Consider the following 18,104-nt stretch of genomic DNA (forward strand, 5'->3'; position numbering starts at 1 on the left):
CCCGGGGCGCCGCCCGCGCACAGCCGGCCCGCTTAGGCTCGGGACCATGCGACTCCGACTTCCCCGGTGGGCCGCGGTCACCGGCGTCCTCGCCGTCCTCGCGGGCGCGGGCGCCTGGTCCGCCGCCGCCCTGGACGACCCCCCGCCCGTCCACCGCGAGGACCGGGCCCTCACCTTCGACGGGGTGCGGATCGACACCTCGTACTTCACCGGCTCCGGCTCCGGGCGCCGCCCGGCCGTCCTCCTCGCCCACGGCTTCGGCGGCTCCAAGGACGACGTCCGGCCCCAGGCGGAACGGCTCGCCCGCGACGGGTACGCCGTCCTCACCTGGTCGGCCCGCGGCTTCGGCGCCTCCGGCGGGAAGATCGGCCTCAACGACCCCGACCACGAGGTCCGGGACGCGGGGAGGCTCGTCGACTGGCTCGCCGCCCGCCCCGAGGTCTTGCTCGACGGGGCGGGCGACCCGCGCGTCGGCGTCACCGGCGCCTCCTACGGCGGCGCGATCGCGCTCCTCGCCGCCGGACACGACTCCCGGATCGACGCCATCGCCCCGCAGATCACCTACTGGAACCTCGCCGACGCCCTCCTCCCGGACGGCGTCTACAAGAAGCTGTGGGCGGGGATCCTCTTCTCGATGGGCACCGACGCCCGGGGCGACGCCTGCGGCCGCTTCGCCCCCGAGGTCTGCGCCCTGAAGGAACGCGTCGCGGTCTCCGGCCGCCCCGACGCCGCCGCCCGCGCCCTCCTGGAGGCCCGCAGCCCCTCCGCCGTCGGCGACCGCATCAAGGTCCCCGCCCTCATCGTCCAGGGGCAGACCGACTCCCTCTTCCCCCTCGACCAGTCCGACGCCATGGCCCGCGCCCTCGCCGCGAACGGCGCCCCCGTCGCCGTCGACTGGATCGCCGGCGGCCACGACGGCGGCGACCGCGAGGCCGGCCGGGTCGAGGACCGGATCGGCGCCTGGTTCGATCGCTGGCTGAAGAAGGACGCCTCCGTCGACACCGGCCCCGCCTTCCGCGTCAGCCGCACCGGCGGCGTCGACTCCACGGACGGCCGCGCCACGCTGCGCGCCGCCACCGCCGACCGCTACCCCGGCCTGCGCGAGGACACCCGCGCACTCGCCCTCACCGGCCCCCCGCAGCGCTTCACCAACCCGGCGGGCGCCGCCCCGCCCGCCCTCTCCGCCGTGCCCGGTCTCGGCGGCGGCCTCGGCGGGCTCTCCTCCTCGCTCGGCGTCGGCCTGGCCCTCGACTTCCCCGGCCAGCACGCCCGCTTCGACGCCGCCCCGCAGTCCGCGCCGCTCCGCGTCACCGGCACCCCGACCGTCCGCGTCAGGGTCACCTCCACCGCCCCGGACGGTTCCGCCGTCCTCTTCGCGAAGCTGTACGACGCCGGGCCGGACGGCCGGCAGCAGGTGCTGCCCGGCGGGCTCGTCACCCCGCTCCGCGTCGAGGACGCGGGGAGGGGCCGGTCCGTCACCCTCACCCTGCCCGCGATCGACCACGAGGTGGAGGCCGGGCACCGGCTCCGGCTCGTCGTCGCGGCCACCGACCTCGGCTACGCCTCCCCGGCGGCCACCGCCGGCTACACCGTCGCCGTCGAGGGCCCCCTCGCCGTGCCGACCGCGCCCGCCGTCACCACCCGGGCCGCCGGCCTGCCGTGGTGGGTGTGGGGCCTGCCGCTGATCGGCCTCGCCGTGGCCGCCGCGCTCCTGCTCACCGGCCGCCGCCGCACCGCCGCCCCGGCGCCCGACCCGGAACTGGCCGCCGTCCCGCTCCAGATCACCGGCCTGTCGAAGAAGTACAGGGGCGGCGAGCGGTATTCGGTCCGCGAACTGTCCTTCCGCGTCGAACAGGGCCAGGTCCTCGGCCTCCTCGGCCCCAACGGCGCCGGGAAGACCACCACCCTGCGCATGCTGATGGGCCTGATCAGCCCCGACGAGGGCGAGATCCGCGTCTTCGGCCAGGCCGTCCGGCCCGGCGCCCCGGTCCTCTCCCGGGTCGGCTCCTTCGTGGAGGGCGCCGGCTTCCTGCCGCACCTCACCGGCCGGGAGAACCTGGAGCTGTACTGGAAGGCCACCGGCCGCCCCGCCGAGGACGCCCACCTCGACGACGCCCTGCGCATCGCCAACCTGGGCGGCGCCCTCGAACGGGCCGTCCGCACCTACTCGCAGGGCATGCGGCAGCGCCTCGCCATCGCCCAGGCCATGCTCGGCCTGCCGGACCTCCTCATCCTCGACGAACCCACCAACGGCCTCGACCCGCCGCAGATCCGCGAGATGCGGGAGGTGATGATCCGGTACGCGGCGGGCGGCCGCACCGTCATCGTCTCCAGCCACCTCCTCGCGGAGGTCGAGCAGTCCTGCACCCACCTCGTCGTCATGGACCGCGGCCGGCTCGTCCAGGCCGGTCCGGTCGCCGAGATCACCGGTGCCGGCGACACCCTCCTCGTCACCCTCGGCGCGCCCGTCTCCGACGTGCTGGTGGAGAAGGTCGCCGCCCTGCCCGGCGTCGGCTCCGCCGTCCGCGCGGAGGACGGTCTCCTGGTCCGCCTCGACGCCCCCGAGGGGGCGGCCGCCGACACGACCGCGCTGATCGGCGAACTCGTCCGCCTGGACGTCCCGCTGACCGGGATCGGCCCGCACCGACGCCTGGAGGACGCCTTCCTGACCCTGATCGGAGGATCCGCATGACCGCGACGGCCCCCGGCCCCGAGGCCCTCGCCCCCGGCTACCGCCCCGGCCGCACGCTGCCGCTGCGCGTCGAGGCCCTGCGCCAGTGGAAGCGCCGCCGCACCCTGGTGATGGCCGGGGTGCTCGCCGCCCTGCCCTTCGTCCTGATCGTGGCCTTCGCCATCGGCGGCCCCGACGCCGACGACCGCGGCGGCCGGATCACCCTCATCGACACGGCGACCGCCTCGGGCGCCAACTTCGCGGCGACCTGCCTCTTCGTCTCGGCCGGTTTCCTCCTCGTCATCCCCGTGGCGCTCTTCTGCGGCGACACCGTCGCCTCCGAGGCCGGCTGGTCCTCGCTCCGCTATCTCCTGGCCGCGCCCGTGCCGCGTGCCCGGCTGCTCGCGGCCAAGCTGACGGTCGCGCTCGGCTACAGCACGGCGGCCCTCTTCCTGCTGCCGCTGCTCGCCCTGGCCGCGGGCACGGTCGCCTACGGCTGGGGCCCGCTCCAGCTGCCCACCGGCGGGTCGCTCCCGGCGGGGGAGGCCGTCCTCCGGCTGCTCGTCGCCACCTCCTTCGTCCTCGTCTCCCAACTGGTCACCGCGGGCCTCGCCTTCTGGCTGTCGACCCGCACCGACGCCCCGCTCGGCGCGGTCGGCGGAGCCGTCGGCCTGACGATCGTCGGCAACGTCCTGGACGCGGTCACCGCCCTCGGCGACTGGCGCGACCTCCTGCCCGCGCACTGGCAGTTCGCCTGGATCGACGCCCTCCAGCCCCGCCTGGAGTGGGGCGGCATGATCCAGGGCGCGGCGGTCTCCGTGGCGTACGCCCTGGTGCTCTTCGCCCTCGCCTTCCGGGGCTTCGCCCGCAAGGACATCGTGTCCTAGGACGGCCGCCCGCCGGGTCTCACAGCCACCCCCTCCGAGCCGCTTCCGCGCCCGCGCGGAAGCGGCTCGTCGTGCCCAGGGTGGCCAGCAGCTCGCCCACCCGCCGGCTGTAGGTCCTCCCCGACATGCCGAGCCGGGCCGCGGCCGTCTCGTCGGTCAGCCCCGACAACAGCGCCTCCAGGACCGGCCGGAGCTGCTCCGGGAGGCCGCCCGGCGGCCGGGGCGGCGGGACGCGGCCCAGCTCCTCGGCCGCCGTCCAGCAGACGTGATGGGCCCGCACCAGGGCCTGCACCACCACCGGGTCCCTGATCAGCAGCAGCCCGTTGTACAACAGCTCCAGGTCGAGGGGGACCGCCGCCACCGTCCGGTCCACCACGATCATCTTGAAGGGGATCGTGTCGGCGCACCGCGCCCGCCCGGGTATCCGCGGCCCGCCCTCCAGCCGGGGGAGCGCGTGCCGGGGCACGATCCGCCGCACCTCCCCGGCCCGCTCCACCGCCGCGCGCATGCACGCTCCCGCCAGCTCCAGGAACGGCTCGGGGATCGCGCGCTCCGCCGAGGCCGCGGGATCGTCGAAGGTCAGCAGCTCGTGCCGGGTCGAGGCGGCCAGCCCGGCGAGCACGGCGCTGATGCGCCGCGCCCCCCGGACCGGGCGCCCCGCCGGCCGCTGTCCCTCGGTCGCGGCCCGGTTCATCGCCGAACGGGCGAGCACCACGGAGCCCGCGTTCTCTGCCACCGCTGACCACCCCCGTCCCATCGATGTCCACTCAATGTACTCATGTGACTGCACACGGTGACAACCCCTGTGGACAAACCTGGCGTCTCCATGCCACCTGCCCCATTCCGGCGTCCGTTGCCACATCGAGATCCATCCGCAACTCCTCCGCGCGCTCCGCACGGGCCTCCCGTTCGTCACAGTCTCAGGAGCCGGGCCCGGCCCCGCCGCACCCGGCGGTGGTCCTCGCCCGGCACAAGTCCCTCAGGGAAACGGGGAGTTGCCCATGAACCGCACACGCAGGAGAAGTGCCGTCCTCGCCGCCGTCCTCGCCGCCGGACTGGTCCTCGGCGGCTGCGCCGGCAGCGGGAACGACACGGCGGCCGACCACCGGAAGCCCGCGCCGCGGCTCCCCGGAGGGGGCCGCACCGCCGCGCCCGCCCCGGCGGACGGCCGGACCGCGGGACAGGGGGAGGGGCAGGGCGAGGGCCGGTCCGCCGACGCCCCCGAGGGCGAGCAGCGGGCCCCGGGCCCCGCCCCCGACTACCTCTCCACCTTCGCCCTGGACGTCGACACCGCCTCGTACGGCTACGCCCGCCGCTCGCTCGCCGAGGGCCGGCTGCCCGAGCCCTCCACCGTGCGGCCCGAGGAGTTCGTCAACAGCTTCCGCCCCGACTACCCGCGCCCCGCCGTCGACGGCTTCAGCGTCACCGTCGACGGCGCCGCGACCGGCGCGGACGGCTGGTCGCTGGTCCGGGTCGGCCTCGCCACCCGGGACGCGGACCGGGACGGGGAACGCCCGCCCGCCGCCCTCACCTTCGTCGTCGACGTCTCCGGCTCGATGGGCGAGACGGGCCGGCTCGACCTCGTCCAGCACTCCCTGCGGCTCGCCGCGGACGGGCTGCGCGACGACGACTCGATCGCCCTGGTCGCCTTCAGCGACGAAGCCGAGACCCTGCTGCCGATGACCCGGCTCGGCGACGCCCGCGGACGGGTCCGCGAGGCCGTCGACGCCCTCGCCGTCCGCTCCTCCACCAACCTGGAGGCGGGCCTGTCCACCGGTTACGACGTCGCCGCCGCGGGGCACCGGAAGGGCGCGGTCAACCGGGTCGTGCTGCTCTCCGACGCCCTCGCCAACACCGGCGAGACGGCCGCCGACGCCCTGCTCTCCCGCATCGAGGGGCAGCGCAGGGAGCACGGCATCACCCTCTTCGGGGTGGGCGTCGGCAGCGAGTACGGCGACGAGCTGATGGAACGGCTCGCCGACCGGGGCGACGGCCAGACCACGTACATCTCCACCCGCGACCAGGCCCGCAAGGTCTTCGTGGACCAGCTGCCCGTGCAGGTCGAGCCGCGCGCCCGGGACGCCAAGGCGCAGGTGGCCTTCGACCGGGAGACCGTGGAGCGCTTCCGGCTCATCGGGTACGAGAACCGCGAGGTCGCCGACGAGGACTTCCGGGACGACCGGGTCGACGGCGGCGAGATCGGGGCCGGCCACACCGTCACCGCGCTGTACGCGGTGAAGACCCGGCCCGGCGCGAGCGGCCGGATCGCCACCGCCACCGTCCGCTGGCTCGACCCCGAGTCCCGCGCCCCGAGCGAGCGTTCCGGCACGGTCGGCACGCAGGCGCTGGGCGCCCGCCTCTGGGACGCCGGTCACGACAGCCTGCAACTCTCGGCGATCTCCGCCTACTTCGCGGAGGAGCTGCGCGGCGGCGGCCTGCCGGGCGCGCCGCGCCTGGCCGAACTGGCCGCGTACGCCGACGCCATCCGGGGCCGCTCCGGCTCCGCGGTGGTGGGCGAGCTGGCCGAGGCGGTCCGCCAGGCGGACCGCCTGATCGGCGAACGCCCGCGGGAGGAAGGGGAGTTCCGCTCCTCCGACCCCTACGCGTGAGCGTGCCCGGCCCGTACGCGTGACGGCGTCCGCCCCTCGCGCGCGGGCGCGTCCGCCCCATACGTCCGTGTCCGTACGGCTCTTCCCCGCGCGCGCGGGGAAGAGTCCCGAGGGGAACGGGCGGCTCCGCCGGGAGGGCGGCATCATGAGGCCATGGCCTCCCTGCTGCTCGCCCTCGCCGTCGGAAGCACCGGCCTCTACGCCGGTTTCCTGCTCGTCTTCCTCACCGGGGTCATGCCCGCTCTGGGCCGCCTCCCGGACGCCGCGTTCGTCGCCGCGATGCGCAGGGTGAACGAGGCGGTGCCCAGGGCGGTCTTCATGACCGTCTTCGCCGGCGTCGCGGTCTTCCCGATCGCCGCCTACCTGGTGCCGGTGGACGACCGGACCGGCGCCCAGCGCTGGCTGATGCTGGCCGGGTTCGTCTGCGCGCTCCTCAACCACCTGGTCACCGCCGTCGGCAACGTCCCCCTCAACAACGCGCTCGCCGCCGCCGAGGGGCCCGCCGAGGACCCGGCCGCGACCCGCGCGGCCTTCGAGCCGCGCTGGAACGCCTACCACCGGGCCCGTACGGCCCTGATCGTCGTCGCCTTCGGCCTCCTCACCGCCGCCGCGGCGGGCTGAGCGGCGGCCGATCTCCGGGCCGATCCTCGGACCGATCCCCGGGCCGCCCTCCGGGCCGTCGCGCCGGCGTCGAAACAGACCCCGGGGTCTGCTTGGGGTCCGGGTTGGCGCGATCTCGACGAAGATCGCGGCGGTCGCATCCACAGAGACCCTTCAAAACCAAACTACCGAGTCCGAAACACGCCTCTCACGTGGAGTGGCTTTCAGCCCCTGGCGAGAATCGTTCGTACTTATATCCGCCCAAAAAGGGAGAACCACTCCGATTTCAGGGATCCGGATTCCGTACCTTCCGGTTTCTTATTGACATGGCTCCGGGGGTTTTTTTTAATCAAGCGAGGATCCGCGTGCGCGGACATCGAGGGGGGCACAGTGGACGTCCACATCCTGGGGGGGGTGTCGGTCAGTGAGGGCGGGGTCTCGATCACCCCGACCGCTGCCGCGCCACGCCAGGTGCTCGCCCTGCTCACCGCCTTCGCGGGCCAGGTCGTCCCCGTGACCGTCCTCACCGAGGAGCTGTGGCCGTCCGGCGCCCCGCGCGGCGCCCGCACCGAACTCGCGTCCCACATAGCCGAGCTGCGGGCGCTCATCGCCCGCGCCCTGCACCGGTCCGAGGACGGCGAGGCCCCCGGCGGCTGGACCGAGCGGCGCACCGCCGACGCCGTCCTCGTCTCGCTCCCCGGCGGCTACCGCCTCGACACCGGCACGGGCGTCCACGACATCGGCCGCTTCGAGCGCGCGGCCGGCGCCGGATACCGGGCCATGGACGCCGGCGACCCGTCGCGCGCCTCGCTCCGCTTCGGCGAGGCCCTCGCCCTCTGGCGCGGCGAGCCGTACGCGGGCGTGGCCGCGGGCCCCTGCCTCCGCCGCGAGATCGAGCGCCTGGAGAACGCCCGGCTCAGCGTCCTCGACCAGTGGGTCGAGGCCCAGCTCGGCCTCGGCCGGCACGAGGAGATCCTCTCCGAACTGTCCGGGCTCGCCGCCCGCTACGCCACCAACGAACCGCTCCAGGCCCACCTCATGGTCGCCCTGCTCCGCTGCGACCGCCACGACGAGGCCCTCGCCGTCTACATGCGGCTGCGCACGATCCTCCACCGGGAGAACGGCATGGAGCCCTCGGCCCGCCTCCGCAGGCTCCGCCACTCGGTCCTGACCCTGCGTCAGACCCGGGTGCCCGCCGGCGCCGGCGGCCACGCCCCGTACGCCGCCGACCACGAGGGCGCCCACGGACTCGCCCCGGCGCCCCTCCCGGTGCCCCTTCCCGTGTCCGGTCTGCCGCGCGTTCCCGGCCAGTCCCAGCCCGGCCGCACCGAGCCCGCGGCGAAGGGCGCGGTGAAGGCCGTGGCGAAGGGCGTGGCCGTCGCCGTCTGACGGCCCGTCGGTTCCGTCCACCGGGCGATACCGGGCCCGGGGGGAATGAAGTGCCGCACGTCACCGTTGACCCGCTTCCGGGACCGAATTAGTTTCGGCCGTGAGGACGGGTTTCCTCCGAGGTGCCCGATTTAAGCTCGACTACGGGGGTGGCGGCTGATGGACACGCACGGCGCGGACGGAGGCGCAGGCGCCGACGCGCTGCTCGCGGTCCTGGAACTGCTCGCCGGACAGGGTTCGCCCGGCGAGTTCGAGGCACTGCTCGACGAGGCCCGGCTCGCCGGGCTCGACGAGGCCGGACTCGGCAGGCTGGAGCGGGCCGTCGACCTCGCGGGCGCCCTCCACGCGGAGCGCGCCGCCGACCGCGCCCGGTCCGCCCGCGGCGACGCCTCGCTCGCCGTGCTCACCGACACCGCGCGCGACCTGACGCTCAGCTACGACCTGGACGGCCTGCTCCGCATCGTCGCCCGCCGCGCCCGCCTCCTCCTCGGCATGGACATGGCCTACGTGACCCTGCGCGGCCCCCGGGGGACCTCGTACATCCGCGTCACCGAGGGCTCCCGCACCGGCGGCGACACCGGCGCCACCACCCGGCCCGGCCTCGGCGCGGGCCTGCACGTCGGCACCGGCAACTGCATCGGCGGCCTCGTCCAGCGCACCGGCGAGCCCGTCTGGACCCCCGACTACCCGGCCGACCCGCGCTTCACCGCCGACCCGGCCCCCACCGGCCCCGCCCCCGGGACCGGCCCCGAGGCGGATTCCGACCCCGGCACCGAGGCCGTCCGCGCCGAGGGCCTGCGCGCCGTCCTCGGCGTGCCGCTCCGCAGCGGGGACTCCGTCATCGGCGCCCTCTTCGGCGCCGACCGCCGGGTCCGCTCCTACACCCCGCAGGAGATCGCCCTGCTCGGCGCCCTCGCCGACCTGGCCGCCCTCGCCGTCGAGAAGGCCGGGCTCCTCGACCGCACCCGCGCCGAACTCCTCGAACTGGAGCAGGACAGCGCGCGCGTGCGCACCAGCCTCGCCCGGATGCGGCACGTCAGCGAGGCCCACGGCCGGATCATGAACCTGGTCCTCGCCGGCGGCGACCTCCCGCACGTCGTCATGGCCGCAGGGGACGCCCTCGACGCCGCCGTGATGGTCCGCGACCCCGGCGGCCGGCGCCTCGCCGGCGGCGGCGACTTCCCCGGCCTCGACGAGGAGGCCGTCGCCAAGGCGTCCCTCGACGCCCACGCGGGCCGCCGCCCGGTGCTCGCCGCCGACTCCGTCTGGGTCGCCCCCGTCATCGCGGGGTCCGAGGACCTCGGCGGCCTGGTCGTCCGCGCCGAGGGCGGCCTCACCGACGAGGACGGACGGCTCCTCGAACTCGTCGCCCAGTCCGTCGCCCTGCTCCTCCTCATGCAGCGCTCCACCGCCGTCGCCGAGGGCCCCGTCCGCGACGAACTCCTCGACGACCTCATCGCCGACCCCCCGCACGCCCCGCAGCAGATCGCCCGGCGCGCCCGGCGCCTCGGCGTGGACCTGCGCAGGCCGCACGTCCTCGTGGTCGCCCGGCCGGAGGGCGGCGAGCAGGGCCGGGCCGTCGTCTGGGCGTCCTCGTACGCGTACCGGCTCTCCGGCCTCAAGACCGTGCAGGGCGGCTGCATCGTGCTGCTGCTCCCCGGCGTGGACGCCTCCGCCGCGGCCGCCGCGGTCTCCGAGGAGCTCACCCCGCTCCTCGGCCACCCCGTCTCGGTCGCCGCCGCCGGACCCGGCGCCAGCCCCGACGCGGTCGGCCCGCTGTACGCGGAGGCGCTGCGCTGCCTGGACGCGATGAGCGCCCTCGGCGGTACGGGCTCCGCCGCGGGCGTCGCCGACCTCGGCTTCCTCGGCATGCTGCTCTCCGACGACCACGACGTCGACGGCTTCGTGGAGAACGCGATCGGGCCCGTCCTCGACTACGACGCCGAGCGGCTCACCGACCTGACCCGCACCCTGGAGGCGTACTTCGCCTCCGGCGGCAGCCCCACCAACGCGGCCGAGGCCCTGCACGTCCACCCCAACACGGTCTCCCGCCGCCTGGAGCGCATCGGCGAACTCCTCGGCCCCGAATGGCAGAAGCCCGGCCAGGTCCTGGAGGTCCAGCTGGCCCTGCGGCTCCAGCGCACCCGCGAGGTGCTGGCCCGCCGCAGGACCGCCCCCACGCCCTTCCGGCACCCGGCGGGCCCCGTCGACTGAGGCCCGCCGGACTCCGGGAGCGCGTCAGCCGGCCGCCCGGCGGACGCCGTGGCCCGCGCCGTACGCCGCCCCGAGCACCGTCGCCGTGTGCGCGGCCGAGGCCAGCGTGATGTGCCGGTGCCAGCCCCGGTACGAGCGGCCCACGAAGTCCCGCAGGCCCGCCTCCTCGCCGACCGCGGCGAAGTCCCGGTCCACCCGCTGCGCCAGCTTCGTCAGCCGCAGCAGCGAACCGACCGTGGCCTGCGTCAGGTCGCTGATCCACACCCGGGCCGGGCCCCGGCGCGGGTCGTCCCACTCGCCGAGCAGCATCAGCGGCCGCATCCGCTCCCCGCCGGGGGAGGGCAGCGCGACCCGCACGGCGGTGGCCAGCGAGGTCCGCGAGGTCCGCGCCCCGCCGACCGTGTCCACCCAGCTGACCGGCCTGCGCAGGCCCTTCAGGGACTCCAGGATCTGCCCCGCGGGCAGCGGGCCCGCGCCGAAGCCGGGCAGCGAGCGGTCCGCGATCGCCAGCCGCGAACCGGCCCCGATCCGCGCCACCACCGGCACCCCGGCGGCGGCGAGCCGCGCCAGCGCCGCCCGGCCCGCGCCGCCCCGGATGTCGAGGAGCACCGGCTTGCGGGTGATGTCGGTCCAGCGGGCGGTGTCGAGGGCCGCGGAGACCGCGCACTCCTCCAGCGTCTCCTCGCCCGCCTCGTCCGGCACCTCCGCGCGGTCGCGCCGGGTGCGGTCCTTCACCCACGGATCGGGCAGGAACAGCCGCCAGTTGACCGGCGCGCTCAGCTCCTCGCCGGCGAACCACACGCCGAACGCCTGCTGGCCCTGGAAGACCTGCCCGCGCTCCGGGTCGAAGCGCCGGTCCACGCCCACCGAGTGCTCGCCGGCCTTCGGGATCGGCATCGGCCGCACCACCCACGCCTGCGGGTGGCCGCCGCGCTCCAGGAACCGGCCGAGCGAGGCGCGCATCGGCTGCCAGTCCCAGGTGGAGCTGGAGATGAAGTGGTGCAGGCTCTGCTCGGCCGCCGGGCCGCCGATCTGCGCGGCGATGTTCCGGATCGACTTGCGGCCCTGCGCGGCCAGCAGCCCGTGCAGGTACTGCTCGGCCTTCAGCCGCTGGTCGCGGCGGGCGAAACCGGCGAAGAGGGCGGAGGTCAGCTCTGTGTAGACGTCGGCGCCGGGCCCCGGCGCGGCGGCCCGGGGCACGGCGCGGACCCGGGGGCGCGGCACGGTCTGCGGGACGACCGGGGCCGTTCCGTACTTGATTGCGACGGATGTACTCACGACACTCCTGCCCGTCCTGCCCGAAGGATGCGCAGCTGCCTCCCGCTGCACCTCCACCGTCGCCCGTCCACCCCCTCCCCGACGAGGTGGACCCGGCACCCGAATCGGCGCCCCGATGGTGGCCGGACCACCGCCCCGCCCCTGACCTGCGCTCCGGCGGACCCCCGGGAGGCCCCGGAGGGCCCCGGAACACCCCAGGGGCGGCCGGGGCGGTGGCCCGGCCACACCCCCCGGCCGCTCCCGGTGGCCCCCCGGGCGGAGGACCGCCGGGAGCTGACACACTCGCCGGAGGCGCTTTGACCCGTCGCGCTCCGTCGCCGGACCATCGCAGAGCGAGGCGGCACGGGCGTGCCGGTCAATGCCCCAGCCCGGGACCGCGCCCGTGCGCCTCGCGCCCTTAACCTGGGGGCATGGGAATGCGGGAACAGGTGCCGGTCGTCGGGGTGGTCGCCGCCGGCGGCGTGCTCGGCGCCTCCGCCCGCTACGCGGCGACGCTCCTGTGGCCGACCGCGCCCGGCACCTTCCCCTGGACGGTCTTCACGGTCAACGCGGCGGGCTGCGCCCTGCTCGGCCTGCTGACGGTCCTCGCCACCGAGGCCCCCGCCGCCCCGCACCCGCTCCTGCGGCCCTTCCTCGGCACCGGGTTCTGCGGCGGCTTCACCACCTTCTCGACGTACGCGCTCGACACCCGCCGCCTGTTCGGCGCGGGCAGCCCCGTCGAGGCCGTCCTCTACCTGGGCGGCACCCTGGTCACCGCGCTCGCCGCCGTCACGGCCGGCGTCGCCGCGGGCCGGGCGCTGTGGGTGCGGCGGGAGCCGGTGTGAACTGGCTGCTCGTCGCGCTCGGCGCCGCCGTGGGCGCCCCCCTGCGCTACCTCACCGACCGGGCCGTGCAGGCCCGCCACGGTTCCGCCTTCCCCTGGGGGACCCTCGTGGTCAACGTGGCCGGCTCGTTCGCGCTCGGCCTGCTCACCGGCGTCGCCTCGGGCCGGGCGCAGCTGCTGCTCGGCACCGGCCTGTGCGGCGCCCTCACCACGTACTCGACCTTCTCGTACGAGACGCTGCGGCTGTACGAGGGCGGGGCGAAGGGCCACGCGGTGCTGAACGCGGCGGGCAGCCTGGCCGCCGGGCTCGGAGCCGTATGGCTCGGAACCGCGGTGGCCGGGCTGCCCTAGGCCGCGTCCGGAGGGGACGGTCAGGCGGTGATCCAGTCCGAGGTGGCGATCACCGGCTGCACGCCGTCGCGGTGGACGGTGCCCTCGATGAGGCCGTACATGCGGTCCGCCGCGAAGTACACCTCGTTGTCGTTCTTCAGGCCGAAGGGCTCCAGGTCCACCAGGAAGTGGTGCTTGTTCGGCAGGTTGAGCCGCACCTCGTTGACCGTCGGGACGTGGTCCAGGACCCGGCAGGCCATCGCGTGCAGGGTCTGCTGGAGCGAGTAGCTGTACGTCTCCGCGAACGCCTCCAGCATGTGCCGGCGGGCCTTCGCGTACGAGCGGTCCCAGTCGTGCTCCGGGTCCGCCGCCGCCGTGGCCGAGTTCGCCCAGCGGGCGGTGACCTTGGTGGCCAGGATCCGGTCGTACGCCTCCTGGAGCGTCGTGTACCCGTCCTTGATGAAGCCGTGGAACTCGGAGTCGGTCGAGTTCATCACCGTCAGGTCCTTCAGCCCGGACAGCACCTGGAGGCCGGTGGTCTCGCTGTACGTGACCTGCGCGGTGCGCACCTCCTGGCCCTGGCGGACGAAGGAGTGCTGCTCCTTGCGGGTCGGGACCGGGATGCGCTCCCAGGCGAACTCCTCGACGCGGACCTGCGCCTCGCGGATGACCTCCTGGGAGGTCACGAAGTGCTTCGCGAGGAGGATCGCGAACGCCTCGGGGGAGGCGATGCCGTGCTCCTTGGCGAAGGCGTAGACCGTGTTCTTGGTGGTGTCGGTCGGCAGGCAGTTGCCGTTGTCGCCGGTCAGGTGGACGTCGCGGTACTCGCCGCGCAGCGCCACCGACACGTTCAGGTCGCGGATCTCGTGCCAGGCGCCGTCCTCGCCGCCCTTGCGGGAGACGCGGACGACGCGGTTCTCGGCCTTGCCGTACTGGTTCTGGGCCAGGACGTGCTTGCTCATGCGGTTCAGCTCCTGCGGGTACGCGGATACGTGTATCCCGTACGCCCGGCGTCCAGCGCGCCCGCGTCCCGCGGTCGTGCGCCCCCCGCCGTCCGGCCCGTGAACGGCGGACCGCCCCGGGACTGACGAGCATCCCGGTCCGTAGGTGTGTGGCTCGACCATAAGTGTGATCACGGTGGCTGGCAATGGGCGGCGGGGCGGGCCGCACCGGGCGGGCCGGGGGCGGCGGGCCGGCGTCAAGAGCGCGTCAAGCGGTGTTCGGGAACCGTCAAGACGGCGGCGGCGGGCGTCAGGGGGCCGTCAACGGCGGCGGCGACGGCCCGGGGGCGGGGTTTCCTCATCTCGTCCGAGAATCCGCTTTCCTTCTTCACCGGGAGCTCACGATGGCCGACGCGGCCTTCGTCGTCACCACGATCGCGGTCTTCGCGCTGGTGGCGTTCATCGCCAAGGGGGTGGCGAAGCTGTGAGTGCCGAGAACATCGTCGGCCTGCTCGTGGCCGCCGCCCTGCTGGGCTACCTCGTCCTCGCCCTCGTCAAGCCGGAGAGGTTCTGAGCCCCCGAGATGAGTCCTGTTCTCGCTGGAGTCCTCCAGCTTCTGGCGCTGGTCGCCGCCCTCGGCCTGTCGTACCGGCCGCTGGGCGACCACATGGCGCGCGTCTACTCCTCGGAGAGGCACCTGCGGCCCGAGAGGTGGATCTACCGGGCGATCGGCGCGAACCCGTCGGTGGAGATGCGCTGGCCGGCGTATCTGCGCGGGGTCCTCGCCTTCTCCGCGGTGAGCCTCCTCTTCCTCTACCTGCTCCAGCGGGTGCAGGGGGCGCTGCCGGGCTCGCTCGGCTTCGTGTCGATCGACCCGGACCAGGCGTTCAACACCGCCGCGTCGTTCGTCGCGAACACCAACTGGCAGTCCTACTACGGCGAGCAGGCCATGGGCCACGTCGTGCAGACCGGCGGCCTGGCGGTGCAGAACTTCGTGTCGGCGGCGGTCGGCATGGCGGTCGCGGTCGCCCTGGTGCGCGGCTTCGCCCGGTCCCGTACGGGTGAGCTGGGCAACTTCTGGGCCGACCTGGTGCGCGGCGTCGTGCGGATCCTGCTGCCGATGGCGGTGATCGGCGCGCTCGTCCTGGTGGCCTGCGGCGCGATCCAGAACTTCTCCGGCATCCACGAGGTCGGCCAGTTCGGCGGCGGGACGCAGCAGTGGAACGGCGGCGCGGTGGCCTCCCAGGAGGTCATCAAGGAGCTGGGCACGAACGGCGGCGGCTACTTCAACGCCAACTCCGCCCACCCCTTCGAGAACCCGAACGGACTCTCCAACCTCTTCGAGATCTACCTGATCCTCGTCATCCCCTTCGCGCTGACGCGGACCTTCGGCCGGATGGTCGGCTCGCTGAGGCAGGGCTACGCGATCCTCGGCACGATGGCCGTCATCTGGATCGGCTTCACCGCACTGATGATGTGGACCGAGTTCGCGGGCCGCGGCCCGGCGTTCGAGCTCGCGGGCGGGGCGATGGAGGGCAAGGAGACCCGCTTCGGGATCGCCGGCTCCTCGCTGTTCTCGGTGGCCACGACGCTGACGTCGACGGGCGCGGTGAACTCCTTCCACTCCTCGTACACCGGCTTCGGCGGCGGCATCACCCTGCTGGGGATGCAGCTGGGCGAGATCGCGCCCGGCGGCGTCGGCTCCGGCCTCTACGGCATGCTGGTCATGGCGGTCATCGCCGTGTTCATCGCCGGCCTGATGGTCGGGCGCACGCCGGAGTACCTGGGCAAGAAGATCGGCACGCGGGAGATCAAGTTCGCCGCCTGCTACATCCTCGTCACCCCCGCCCTCGTGCTCTGCTTCACCGCGGCCTCGTTCGTCCTGGACACCCCGGCGCACTCGATGACGAACTCGGGCGCGCACGGCTTCTCCGAGATCCTGTACGCCTTCACCTCGGGCGCCAACAACAACGGTTCGGCCTTCGCGGGCCTGAACGCCGACACGCAGTGGTTCAACTCGACCATCGGCATCGCGATGCTGCTGGGCCGGTTCCTGCCGATGGTGTTCGTCCTCGCGCTGGCCGGTTCGCTCGCCGAGCAGACGCCCGTGCCGGAGACGGCGGGCACGCTGCGGACCGAGAAGCCGCTGTTCACGGGCCTGCTGGTCGGCACGATCATGATCATCGCCGGTCTCACCTACTTCCCGGCCCTCGCCCTGGGACCGCTCGCCGAAGGACTCGCAGCATGAGCACCCTCACCCCCGCCCCCACCCGGCCCCCGAAGTCCCCGGAGCCCGCCGGACGGTCCGCCGGGACCGGCCGCGTCGGCGGCGGCCTCTTCGACCCGAAGCAGATGATCGCCTCCTTCCCGGACGCGCTCCGCAAGCTCGACCCGCGCGTCATGGTCAAGTCCCCCGTCATGTTCGTGGTGCTGGTCGGCTCGGTCGTCACCACCGTGCTCGCCGTCATGAACCCGGGGGACCGGTTCGGCTGGGCGATCACCGCCTGGCTGTGGCTGACCACGGTCTTCGCCAACCTGGCCGAGGCGGTGGCGGAGGGCCGGGGCAAGGCCCAGGCCGACACCCTGCGCAAGGCCAAGACCGACACCGTCGCCCGCCGTCTGACCGGGACGGGCGAGGAGCAGGTGGCCGGCACCGACCTGCGCGTCGGCGACCTCGTGGTCTGCGAGGCCGGGGACGTCATCCCCGGTGACGGGGACGTCGTCGAGGGCGTCGCGAGCGTGGACGAGTCGGCCATCACCGGCGAGTCGGCCCCCGTGATCCGCGAGTCCGGCGGCGACCGCTGCGCGGTCACGGGCGGCACGAAGGTGCTCTCCGACCGGATCGTCATCAAGATCACGACGAAGCCCGGCGAGACCTTCATCGACCGGATGATCAACCTGGTGGAGGGCGCCGCCCGGCAGAAGACGCCCAACGAGATCGCCCTCAACATCCTGCTGGCGTCCCTCACCATCGTCTTCCTGCTGGCCGTCGTGACGCTGAAGCCGTTCGCGATCTACGCGGGAGCCGACCGGCAGACCTCGCTCATCGTCCTGACGGCCCTTCTGGTCTGTCTGATCCCGACGACGATCGGCGCGCTGCTCTCCGCGATCGGCATCGCCGGCATGGACCGCCTGGTCCAGCGCAACGTCCTGGCCATGTCGGGCCGCGCCGTCGAGGCCGCGGGCGACGTGTCGACGCTGCTGCTCGACAAGACCGGCACGATCACGCTCGGCAACCGGCAGGCTTCCGAGTTCGTCCCCGTACGCGGCACCACCGAGGCCGAGCTGGCGGACGCCGCCCAGCTCTCCTCGCTGGCCGACGAGACGCCCGAGGGCCGGTCGATCGTCGTCCTCGCGAAGGAGAAGCACGGGCTGCGCGAGCGCCACCAGGGCGAGCTGTCCGAAGCGGCCTGGATCGAGTTCACCGCCCAGACGCGCATGTCGGGCGTGGACGTGGACGGGCGCAAGGTCCGCAAGGGCGCGACCGGTTCGGTCATCGCCTGGGTCGAGGAGCAGGGCGGCACGGTCGCCCCCGACGCCCGCGCGCTGACCGACCGCATCTCCCAGGCCGGCGGCACCCCGCTGCTCGTCGCAGCGAAGGACGAGAAGGGCGCGCGCGTCCTCGGCGTCATCCACCTGAAGGACGTCGTCAAGGAGGGCATGCGGGAGCGGTTCGACGAGCTGCGCCGCATGGGCATCAGGACCGTCATGATCACGGGCGACAACCCGCTGACCGCGAAGGCGATCGCCGAGGAGGCCGGGGTCGACGACTTCCTCGCCGAGGCCACCCCCGAGGACAAGATGGCCCTCATCAAGCGCGAGCAGGCGGGCGGCAAGCTCGTCGCGATGACCGGCGACGGCACCAACGACGCCCCCGCCCTCGCGCAGGCCGACGTCGGCGTGGCGATGAACACCGGTACGTCGGCGGCGAAGGAGGCCGGCAACATGGTCGACCTCGACTCCGACCCGACCAAGCTCATCGAGATCGTCGAGATCGGCAAGCAACTCCTCATCACCCGGGGCGCCCTGACCACCTTCTCGATCGCCAACGACGTCGCGAAGTACTTCGCGATCATCCCCGCGATGTTCGCCGTTGCCTACCCGAGCCTCGACAAGCTCAACATCATGGGCCTGGCCTCCCCGGAGTCCGCGATCCTGTCGGCCGTCATCTTCAACGCGCTGATCATCGTCGCCCTCGTGCCGCTGGCCCTGAAGGGCGTGCGCTACCGCCCGTCGAGCGCCGACTCGATGCTGCGGCGCAACCTCGGGATCTACGGACTCGGCGGCCTGATCGCCCCGTTCATCGGCATCAAGCTCATCGACATGCTCCTCACCCTCATCCCCGGAATCGGTTGATCGCCG

The 18,104-nt window shown here is 74.2% G+C and carries 15 protein-coding genes; 12 read left to right on the top strand and 3 right to left on the bottom strand.

Going from position 1 to position 18,104, the window contains the following annotated elements; genetic code table 11:
* Positions 1-46 precede the first annotated feature (46 nt).
* Entirely contained in the window at positions 47-2,692 is a 2,646-nt protein-coding gene (locus IE326_RS17025; protein WP_190041933.1) for an alpha/beta fold hydrolase, read from the top strand.
* Complete coding sequence (locus IE326_RS17030) at positions 2,689-3,558, top strand: ABC transporter permease (protein ID WP_150228270.1); 870 nt, start codon at positions 2,689-2,691, stop codon at positions 3,556-3,558. The genes IE326_RS17025 and IE326_RS17030 overlap by 4 nt, the downstream gene beginning before the upstream one ends.
* Before the next feature lie 19 nt (positions 3,559-3,577).
* Here the strand turns inward: IE326_RS17030 and IE326_RS17035 are convergent, their stop codons facing one another.
* On the bottom strand, positions 3,578-4,294 hold the full coding sequence (locus IE326_RS17035; protein WP_150228269.1) for a helix-turn-helix domain-containing protein: 717 nt from the start codon (positions 4,292-4,294) through the stop codon (positions 3,578-3,580).
* A 265-nt stretch (positions 4,295-4,559) separates the two neighbouring features.
* Here IE326_RS17035 and IE326_RS17040 point away from each other — a divergent pair, with 265 nt between their 5' ends.
* The 4 genes from IE326_RS17040 (at position 4,560) to IE326_RS17055 (ending at position 10,370) form a co-directional block, all read left to right on the top strand.
* Entirely contained in the window at positions 4,560-6,167 is a 1,608-nt protein-coding gene (locus IE326_RS17040; protein ID WP_190041934.1) for a vWA domain-containing protein, read from the top strand.
* A 153-nt stretch (positions 6,168-6,320) separates the two neighbouring features.
* Positions 6,321-6,788: an anthrone oxygenase family protein gene (locus tag IE326_RS17045; protein WP_190041935.1), complete on the top strand. Its 468-nt coding sequence runs from the start codon at positions 6,321-6,323 to the stop codon at positions 6,786-6,788.
* 393 nt (positions 6,789-7,181) lie between these two features.
* Positions 7,182-8,156 carry an AfsR/SARP family transcriptional regulator gene (locus IE326_RS17050; protein WP_229915371.1) on the top strand — a complete coding sequence of 325 codons (975 nt, stop codon included), beginning with the start codon at positions 7,182-7,184 and terminating at the stop codon, positions 8,154-8,156.
* Between the two features lie 159 nt (positions 8,157-8,315).
* Positions 8,316-10,370, top strand: a complete 2,055-nt coding sequence (locus IE326_RS17055; RefSeq protein WP_190041937.1) for a helix-turn-helix domain-containing protein — start codon at positions 8,316-8,318, stop codon at positions 10,368-10,370.
* A 24-nt stretch (positions 10,371-10,394) separates the two neighbouring features.
* On the opposite strand, the gene IE326_RS17060 is transcribed toward IE326_RS17055, so the two are convergent.
* Positions 10,395-11,594: an IS701 family transposase gene (locus tag IE326_RS17060; RefSeq protein ID WP_420377864.1), complete on the bottom strand. Its 1,200-nt coding sequence runs from the start codon at positions 11,592-11,594 to the stop codon at positions 10,395-10,397.
* A 464-nt stretch (positions 11,595-12,058) separates the two neighbouring features.
* Here IE326_RS17060 and crcB (IE326_RS17065) point away from each other — a divergent pair, with 464 nt between their 5' ends.
* On the top strand, positions 12,059-12,472 hold the full coding sequence (gene crcB, locus IE326_RS17065; protein WP_190041938.1) for a fluoride efflux transporter CrcB: 414 nt from the start codon (positions 12,059-12,061) through the stop codon (positions 12,470-12,472).
* A complete protein-coding gene (gene crcB, locus IE326_RS17070) occupies positions 12,469-12,822 on the top strand; it encodes a fluoride efflux transporter CrcB (RefSeq protein WP_150228263.1) in 354 nt (117 codons plus the stop codon). Before crcB (IE326_RS17065) ends, crcB (IE326_RS17070) begins: the two co-directional genes overlap by 4 nt.
* A 20-nt stretch (positions 12,823-12,842) precedes the next feature.
* On the opposite strand, the gene pucL is transcribed toward crcB (IE326_RS17070), so the two are convergent.
* Positions 12,843-13,763, bottom strand: a complete 921-nt coding sequence (gene pucL / locus IE326_RS17075; RefSeq protein ID WP_190041939.1) for a factor-independent urate hydroxylase — start codon at positions 13,761-13,763, stop codon at positions 12,843-12,845.
* A 254-nt stretch (positions 13,764-14,017) separates the two neighbouring features.
* Between pucL and IE326_RS17080 the strand changes: the two genes are divergently transcribed.
* Genes IE326_RS17080 through kdpB form a run of 4 tightly spaced genes read left to right on the top strand, consistent with a single transcriptional unit; the run spans position 14,018 to position 18,098 of the window.
* A complete protein-coding gene (locus IE326_RS17080) occupies positions 14,018-14,230 on the top strand; it encodes a hypothetical protein (RefSeq protein ID WP_190042294.1) in 213 nt (70 codons plus the stop codon).
* Complete coding sequence (gene kdpF, locus IE326_RS17085; protein WP_033204243.1) at positions 14,227-14,316, top strand: K(+)-transporting ATPase subunit F; 90 nt, start codon at positions 14,227-14,229, stop codon at positions 14,314-14,316. Before IE326_RS17080 ends, kdpF begins: the two co-directional genes overlap by 4 nt.
* A gap of 9 nt (positions 14,317-14,325) precedes the next feature.
* Positions 14,326-15,990: a potassium-transporting ATPase subunit KdpA gene (kdpA, locus tag IE326_RS17090; RefSeq protein ID WP_150228260.1), complete on the top strand. Its 1,665-nt coding sequence runs from the start codon at positions 14,326-14,328 to the stop codon at positions 15,988-15,990.
* A complete protein-coding gene (gene kdpB, locus IE326_RS17095) occupies positions 15,987-18,098 on the top strand; it encodes a potassium-transporting ATPase subunit KdpB (RefSeq protein WP_190041940.1) in 2,112 nt (703 codons plus the stop codon). Before kdpA ends, kdpB begins: the two co-directional genes overlap by 4 nt.
* The last annotated feature ends 6 nt before the right edge of the window (positions 18,099-18,104 follow it).

The sequence above is a fragment of the Streptomyces filamentosus genome, assembly GCF_014654895.1.
GTDB lineage: Bacteria > Actinomycetota > Actinomycetes > Streptomycetales > Streptomycetaceae > Streptomyces > Streptomyces filamentosus.

Excerpts from the sequence above, each read along its gene's own strand:
- IE326_RS17025 (WP_190041933.1), top strand. The coding sequence starts at position 47 with ATGCGACTCCGACTTCCCCGGTGGGCCGCGGTCACCGGCGTCCTCGCC.
- crcB (WP_190041938.1), top strand. The coding sequence starts at position 12,059 with ATGGGAATGCGGGAACAGGTGCCGGTCGTCGGGGTGGTCGCCGCCGGC.
- kdpA (WP_150228260.1), top strand. The coding sequence starts at position 14,326 with ATGAGTCCTGTTCTCGCTGGAGTCCTCCAGCTTCTGGCGCTGGTCGCC.
- IE326_RS17055 (WP_190041937.1), top strand. The coding sequence starts at position 8,316 with ATGGACACGCACGGCGCGGACGGAGGCGCAGGCGCCGACGCGCTGCTC.
- IE326_RS17030 (WP_150228270.1), top strand. The coding sequence starts at position 2,689 with ATGACCGCGACGGCCCCCGGCCCCGAGGCCCTCGCCCCCGGCTACCGC.
- kdpB (WP_190041940.1), top strand. The coding sequence starts at position 15,987 with ATGAGCACCCTCACCCCCGCCCCCACCCGGCCCCCGAAGTCCCCGGAG.
- IE326_RS17040 (WP_190041934.1), top strand. The coding sequence starts at position 4,560 with ATGAACCGCACACGCAGGAGAAGTGCCGTCCTCGCCGCCGTCCTCGCC.
- pucL (WP_190041939.1), bottom strand. The coding sequence starts at position 13,763 with ATGAGCAAGCACGTCCTGGCCCAGAACCAGTACGGCAAGGCCGAGAAC.
- IE326_RS17045 (WP_190041935.1), top strand. The coding sequence starts at position 6,321 with ATGGCCTCCCTGCTGCTCGCCCTCGCCGTCGGAAGCACCGGCCTCTAC.